Source organism: Stenotrophomonas sp. PS02298, assembly GCF_029959445.1.
GTDB lineage: Bacteria > Pseudomonadota > Gammaproteobacteria > Xanthomonadales > Xanthomonadaceae > Stenotrophomonas.
The window spans coordinates 22951-29972 of record NZ_JASCOR010000043.1 but is presented as its reverse complement, the minus strand read 5'-3'; the positions used below and the strand labels follow the sequence as shown (position 1 = coordinate 29972).

Genomic DNA, 7022 nt, shown 5'->3' with positions numbered 1-7022 from the left:
GCCATGCTCGGCAAGGGGCCTTTACCGGGAAGGCCCCTGCCGAGCATGGCTCGGCACTACCTGGGCACTACCGGGAAGGGCCCTACCGAGCATGGCTCGGCACTACCTGGGCACTGCCGGGAAGGCCCCTACCGAGCATGGCTCGGCACTACTTGGATCTCCACTCTGCTGGCAGCGCCCACCGCGCAACGCCATCGCCACACAGGCCGATCAGCGCGTCCCCCTGCGGCGCCCAGTGCAGCTGGCGCAGGTCCCAGCAGGTGGAGCCGCTGGCATTCAATGACAGCGACTGCCCCGACTCAAGATTCCACACCGCCAGCACCGGGGTGCCGCCATCGTTGCCGCCCAAGGCCAACAGGCGCCCATCGGCCGAGGCCGTTGCCGCGTTCAATGCGTTCAACCCCGGCAGCGCCAACGAATAGCGCAGCTTGCCGCTGGCCAAATCCACCACATGCATGCCCGGATCGCGGCGGTTGCCTTCCATCAGCACGAAGCCAACCGCAACCCAACCGCCCTTGGCCGAGCCCAGCGGCGCTGGCACCCACTGCGCCATGCCGGTGTCGTCATTGCCATCGACCTTACCAAAGCGCCGCGGCAAGCTCAGCACGCGACTGACCCGTCCGGTCGTGCCGTCCAGTTCGGTCAAGCCTGCCGGGTCCTCGATCCAGAAGCCCTGACCCGGTCCGTCCCAGCGCACTGGCTTGACCAGCGAGTTGCCCGGATAGCCACCAACCACGCCTTGCCGTGGCGCATCGAAACGCTGCGCATAGATCCACGGCTCACCATCAGCCGATGGCGTCGTCTGCGGCTCAAGCACGCGCAGCACATCGCGAATTGCACCACCGCCGTCCAGGGCATGGTCGTACGGCACCGGCCGGCCCTGCGTGTCATGCGTCCACTTCCAACCGCCGCTGATCGGCTGACGCACACCGGCTGCCCAGCGCAGCGGATGCGCCAGCGCACGTTGCTGGTCCAGGCTGTACTCCACGATCTGCTGCTGTACCGCCAGCCAGGCAGTGCGGCCCTGCGGGTCCACGCTCAGGCCAGCGCGGCCGGCATCCGCGCTGGCTTGCCACAGACGCTGCGGCTTCTCGCCCATACCCGGCGCCCAGCGCCACAAGGCCTCGGGATAGCTGCTGAGCAGGAGTACGCTGCCGTCGGCCAGCGGCCGCATGTCGTAGTAGTCGCCACTGCCGAAGGGCAGCAGGCGTTGCGCTGCGGTCGCGTCCTTGTTGCCGCCCGGCGCCGTCAAGGTCGGTTCGACGATGCGAATATCTGCCTGCGCCGGCAGCTGCCAATCACGGGCGCCGACGCCGATCTGCAGGGCTGCACCGGGCAGCTTGCGCACGGCATCGTAGACCGGATTGAAAAGCGCCTCCGGCACGCGACGGCGGCTCAGACGTGGTGAGGGTCCCCCGCCCATCACGTTGAACTCGCGCAGCTGGTCGACGATGCCGCCGTTCGGATTTGGCCAGTCGTCGGTACGGCTCAGGGTGATGACCGTAGCCGGTTTGCCCAGTGCTTCGTCGACCTGCATCACCCGCACTTCGATTGTGCTTTTGGCGCGGCCGAGTACACCGTGTTTCTGTTCGGCGCTGGCCTGCCAGCTGGCGAAGCTGCCCTGCAGTTCGGCCAGTTTGTCGCTCATTGCATCGACCGTTGGGTCGCGCTGCAGGCGCTGCTCGCGTAGCGGCAGTTCCTCGGCCAGCAGGGCGCCCTGCTCCACCGCCGTACGCAATGCCGGCATGCGGTAGCGACGGATGAACTCGGCCTTCAATTCCGGTCGGCGCGCGATCAGCACATTGCCCCAGCCGTGATCCATGTAGGCCACGCGGGTGCGCTGTACCGGCGCATTGAATTTGCCCAGCGGTGCCAGGCTGGCCTGAACCACCGGCAGCACCTGCTCGAACGGCAACGCCACCAGCAGTTCCACCGTGTCCAACGGGCGTTGCTGCTTGGCCAGCAAGGGTGCCTGCAGGGCTGACGGCAGGCCTTTCTCTGGCGCCTGCTGCGCGGTCGGCAACATCTGCCAGTTTGCCGGTAAAGGCGCGGCAGAGGCCCACAACGAGGAGGTGATGCCAACCAGGCACAGGATCGCGCCGCAGGCGCTGGTGTTTGTCATGGATCTTCCTTGATGGTGCGGTGACCGGATTCTTGGGGGCTGTATGTATTTATGGGTCCCCTGCCCTCACCCCAACCCCTCTCCCGGAGGGAGAGGGGCCTGTAGTGCCGAGCCATGCTCGGCAGGGGCTTCACCGGTAAAGCCTCAAGCACAGGATCGCTGCGCTCTAAAGCAGAAGCTGCCCTCACCCCAACCCCTCTCCCGGAGGGAGGGAGGCCTGTAGTGCCGAGCCATGCTCGGCAGGGGCTTTACCGGTAAAGCCTCAAGCGCAGGATCGCTGCGCTCTAAAGCAGAAGCTGCCCTCCCCCCCCCCTCCCGGAGGGAGAGAAGCCTGTAGTGCCGAGCCATGCTCGGCAGGGGCTTCAACGGTAAAGCCTCAAGCGCAGGATCGCTGCGCTCTAAAGCAAAAGCTGCCCTCACCCCAACCCCTCTCCCGCAAGCGGGAGAGGGGTTTCAAAGCCTTCAAACCTTACTTGCGCTCTGCCGCACTCGCATCACGCGTCGCGCGGAAGCTCTCTTCCTGGCTCCAGTTCGGCCAGTCACGCGAGTTGGCCAGCTTCTCGCCCAGGGTGTACAGCACTTCCAGGTCACGCGCTGCACCCGCAAAGGTCCAGTCGGCCTGCCATTCGTCGCCCTGCTGGTGGTAGCGCTTGGCGGTGTACTCGTCGGAGGCCTTCTTGCCGGCGGCGACGCCACCGTCGATCCAGTCCTGCCCCGCGCCATACGACAAGGCCGGCACGCCGCGCTTGGCGAACGGGAAATGATCGGAGCGGAAGAACAGGCCGGCTTCCGGCTTGGTGTCCGGGGTGTAGCGGATGTCCCAGCCCTTGGCCACGTCCTTGAGCTGGTCCAGCAGTTCGACCTTGGCGGTACCGTAGATGCCGAAGTCACGCGACGGACTGTACGGCGACATGCCGTCCATGTTGATCACGGCAACGGTCTTGGCCAGCGGATACAGCGGGTTGCTGGCGTAGTACTCCGACCCCAGCAGGCCCTTTTCTTCCGCTGTCACGGCCAGGAACAGCACCGAGCGCTGCGGCCTGGGCTGGGTGGCGAAACCACGCGCCAGCTCGACCAGTGCGGCGGTACCGGAAGCGTTGTCCATCGCGCCGTTGAAGATGCGGTCGCCGCGTGCATCCGGCTCGCCGACGCCGATGTGATCCCAGTGCCCGGAGTAGATGACGGTTTCATCAGGGTAAGTGCTGCCTTCCAGGCGCGCGACCACGTTGTGCGAGGTGATGACTTCGTTCTTGACCTGGTAGCTGGCCGAGAAGGTTTCACCCTTCAGCTCCACCGGCTGGAAGTCGCGCGACTGCGCCTGCCTCTTCAGCGTTTCGAAATCCAGCCCGGCGCGCTTGAACAGATCCACCGCCAGATCACGCTGGATCCAGCCTTCCAGCGCCGGGTGCGCCTCGGCCGGGTTCTGCCGGACCACGTCGAACATGGTGTTGGTATTGGAGCCGGCCACCGTCGCCCAGCCATAGGAGGCGGGTGCGGTTTCGTGGACGATCAGCACGCCGGCGGCGCCCTGGCGCGCGCCCTCTTCGTACTTGTAGGTCCAGCGGCCGTAATAGGTCATGCCCTTGCCGTCGAAGTCACCGGCACCGGTCTCGAAATCCGGGTCGTTGATCAGCACCACGGCGATCTTGCCCTTCAGGTCCACGCCCTTGAAGTCATCCCAGTTGCGCTCCGGCGCCTTGACGCCATAGCCGAGGAACACCAGCGGTGCATTGCTGATATCCACTGCGCTGGCGCCGTTCATGGCCGCGCGTACGGCGATCTCCTGGCCTTGGGTCAGCGTCTGCGGCTTGCCCTGGCTGCTAAGCGACAGCACCGGTTTGCCGACGATGTCGCCCTTCAACAGCGGCACCGCCTGGGTCCACAGGCGCTTGCCGTCCTGCAGGTCACCGCCCGGCTGCATGCCGGCAGCAGCGAACTGCTTGCTCAGGAAGGCGATGGTCTTTTCCTCGCCCGCGGTGGCCGGGGACCGGCCCTCATAGGCGTCGGAGGCCAGTTCGCGGACGTCGGCCGAGATGCGGGCACCATCAAACTTGGGCGGGGCAGCCATCAGGGCCGTGGATACCGACATCGCCAACAGGCTGATTACGACTCGTTTCACGCTGTACTCCAGTGGTAAGGCAACCCCCGGAGTGTAGCCAGCCCAGCTCGCCCGTGTGCAGTGTCTTATTGCAGGGTTGCCGCACGGCTCAGCAATGCCTCGCGCTCGCGCGCATTGCTGCTCAGCGCCGCGGCCTGTTCGAACGCCTGGCGTGCTTCTTCGGCACGCCCCAGCCGCGCCAGCAGGTCGCCGCGCACAGCCTGCAACGGCGCGTAGCCTTGCAGCTGCGGATCATCGACCAGCGCCTGCAGCAACGCCCAGGCCGGTGCCGCACCGTGGGCCTGCGCCACCGCCACCACCCGGTTGAGCTCAACCACGGGTGAGGGCATCACCTCCGCCAAGCGCGCGTACAGCACAGCGATGGTCTGCCAATCGGTCTGCTCGGCCAGCCTTGCGCGTGCATGACAGGCGGCGATGCCAGCCTGCAATACACAGGCGTCATCGGCACCGCCCAGTTTCGTTGCCTGATCCAACGCTGCTTGCCCGCGCGCGATCTGCAGCCAATCCCAACGGCTGCGATCCTGCTCCAGCAGCAATACCGCCGAACCATCAGCGGCGGTTCGTGCACGCAGGCGCGAGGCCTGCAGCTCCATCAAGGCCAGCAGGCCGAGCACGGGTACCGTGTTGGGCATCAACCCGGCCAGCACCCGGCACAGCCGCAGCGCCTCTTCGCAGAGCGCCGGCCGCATCCAGTCCTCACCGCTGCTGGCCGCGTAACCCTCGTTGAACACCAGATAGACCACGTCCAGCACCGACTGCAGGCGTGGCGCCAACTCCTGCAAGCGCGGCACTTCGAACGCCACCTTGCGCTCGGCCAGCAGGCGCTTGGCGCGGACGATGCGCTGGGCGATGGTGGGCTCGGGAACCAGGTAAGCACGGGCGATCTCGGTGGTGCTCAAGCCGCACAGCAGGCGCAGGGTCATCGCGACCCGCGCATCGGCAGGCAGTTCGGGATGACAGGCGACAAACACCAGCCGCAGCAGGTCATCACCGATGTCGTCCAGATGGTCGGACTGGTCCGCGCCCATGCTGTAGTCCTGCTGTTCGTCGATGATCTGCGCCTGCCGCTGCGCATGCAGGCGCCGTTGCCGCAGCCGATCGATGGCCCGCCGCTGCGCGGTGGCCATCAACCAGGCGGCGGGGTTGTCGGGAATACCCTGTTTGGGCCAATGCTCCAATGCCGCGACCAACGCGTCCTGCGCCAGTTCTTCAGCGCTGTCGAGATCGCCGAGCATGCGCGCCAGGCGCGCTACCAGACGTGGTGACTCCATGCGCCAAAGCGTGTCGAGCAGTCGTTGCAGTTGTGGATCGTTCATAGGGCGCGATCAGAGCATCGCGGTTCGACTGCCGCAAGTGCGGAGTGCGGTGTTGCAGGGGCGGCGTCAGCCGCGAAGCTGGTGATGCATACGATCAGGGAAACGTCCTTCACCGGGGCGCAAAACAAAAACCAACCCCTCCCCAACCCTCCCCTCCGCCTGCGGCGCAAGGGAGGGAGCAGAGCCTCCCTTTGGCTACGCGCAAGGGAGGGAGCAGAAACTCACAACTGCACGAACGGCTTGAACCCGCCCCAGAACATCCGCTTTCCATCAAACGGCATGTCCTTCGGCCCCATGCCGGCCAATCGTGGATCGGCCATCGCCTTGGCATTGACCTTGTCGCGGTGCGCGCGCGAGCGGAACACCACGTAGGCGAACACCACCACCTCGTCTTCCTTCAGCTTCACCGCCTGCGGAAACGAGGTGCGCTTGCCCGGCTTCACGTCCTCGGCCACCGCCTCGACATAGGCCAAAGCGCCGTGCTCCTTCCACACTTTGCCGGCCTTGCGCGCGATGCGCTTGTAGTCATCGATCTTCGCGCTGGGTACCGGCAACACATATCCATCCACGTAAGCCATGATCGTCTCCTGGTTATTGGCCCGGCTCGCCATCCATATGGGCGATTTCCCACAGGTGGCCGTCGAGATCGGCGAAGCCGCGCTGGTACATGAAGCCGTAATCACGCGCCGGCATCGGTTCGCTGCCGCCGGCGGCCAGGGCCTTGTCCACCAGCTCATCCACCGCTGGCCGACTGACCGCCGACAAGCAGGTGATCACCTCGGTCTGCTTGCGCGCATCACCCAGCGGTTTGCTGGTGAAGGTCTGGAAGTACGGCTCCACCAGCAGCATCACGAAGATGCTGTCGCTGATCACCATGCAGGCCGCGTTGTCATCGCTGAACTGCGGGTTGAAGCTGTAACCCAGTGCGCCGAAGAAAGCCCTGGAGGCTTGCAGGTCACGCACCGGAAGATTGACGAAGATCATCTGCGGGTTGCCCATGCTCAGCCCTCCGCCGGCATCGGCTTCATGCAGTTGACCATCCACGGCTTGCCGTAGCGGTCCAGCAACATGCCCCAGCGGTGCGCCCAGAAGGTTTCGGCCAAGGCCATCTGCACCTGCCCACCTTCGGCCAGGGCCGCGAACACACGCTCGGCTTCCTCGATGCTGTCGACGTCGACATTGATGGTGGTGGCACTGCCACCATCACCTTGCGGACCATCAGCAGCCATCAGCGTCGCGCCGCCGGCTTCGACCTGGCAATGCGCGATCTGCTCCGGTTGCGGCATGAAACCGCCGCAACCTTCCGCATCCATGTCCGGACTCGGCGGCATGTCGCCGTACTTCATCTCCGACACCACCGTGCCGCCCAGCGCCTTGGCGTAAAACGCCATCGCCTCGTGGGTCTGGCCGTTGAAGCCCAAAAACGGAATCAATTTCATCGTCCTGCTCCTGCTGCTCGGGGTTG

At 65.6% G+C, this 7022-nt stretch carries 6 protein-coding genes; all 6 read right to left on the bottom strand.

Annotation, left to right across the window (positions count from 1 at the left end; all coding sequences use genetic code 11):
- Window positions 1-148 precede the first annotated feature (148 nt).
- The 6 genes from QMX78_RS08735 to QMX78_RS08710 all read right to left on the bottom strand — a co-directional run bounded on the left by QMX78_RS08735 (window position 149) and on the right by QMX78_RS08710 (window position 6996).
- Window positions 149-2122: a hypothetical protein gene (locus tag QMX78_RS08735; RefSeq protein WP_282268485.1), complete on the bottom strand. Its 1974-nt coding sequence runs from the start codon at window positions 2120-2122 to the stop codon at window positions 149-151.
- A gap of 469 nt (window positions 2123-2591) precedes the next feature.
- Window positions 2592-4241, bottom strand: a complete 1650-nt coding sequence (locus tag QMX78_RS08730; protein WP_282268483.1) for a M28 family metallopeptidase — start codon at window positions 4239-4241, stop codon at window positions 2592-2594.
- Window positions 4242-4306: 65 nt separating this feature from the next.
- Window positions 4307-5557 (bottom strand): RNA polymerase sigma factor, encoded by a 1251-nt coding sequence (locus tag QMX78_RS08725; RefSeq protein WP_282268481.1) that lies wholly within the window; start codon window positions 5555-5557, stop codon window positions 4307-4309.
- Between the two features lie 221 nt (window positions 5558-5778).
- Window positions 5779-6135, bottom strand: coding sequence for a DUF1428 domain-containing protein (locus QMX78_RS08720; RefSeq protein ID WP_282268480.1), 357 nt, complete (start codon window positions 6133-6135; stop codon window positions 5779-5781).
- 13 nt (window positions 6136-6148) lie between these two features.
- Complete coding sequence (locus QMX78_RS08715) at window positions 6149-6562, bottom strand: VOC family protein (protein ID WP_282268490.1); 414 nt, start codon at window positions 6560-6562, stop codon at window positions 6149-6151.
- On the bottom strand, window positions 6559-6996 hold the full coding sequence (locus QMX78_RS08710; RefSeq protein WP_282268479.1) for a VOC family protein: 438 nt from the start codon (window positions 6994-6996) through the stop codon (window positions 6559-6561). The genes QMX78_RS08715 and QMX78_RS08710 overlap by 4 nt, the downstream gene beginning before the upstream one ends.
- Between the last annotated feature and the right edge of the window lie 26 nt (window positions 6997-7022).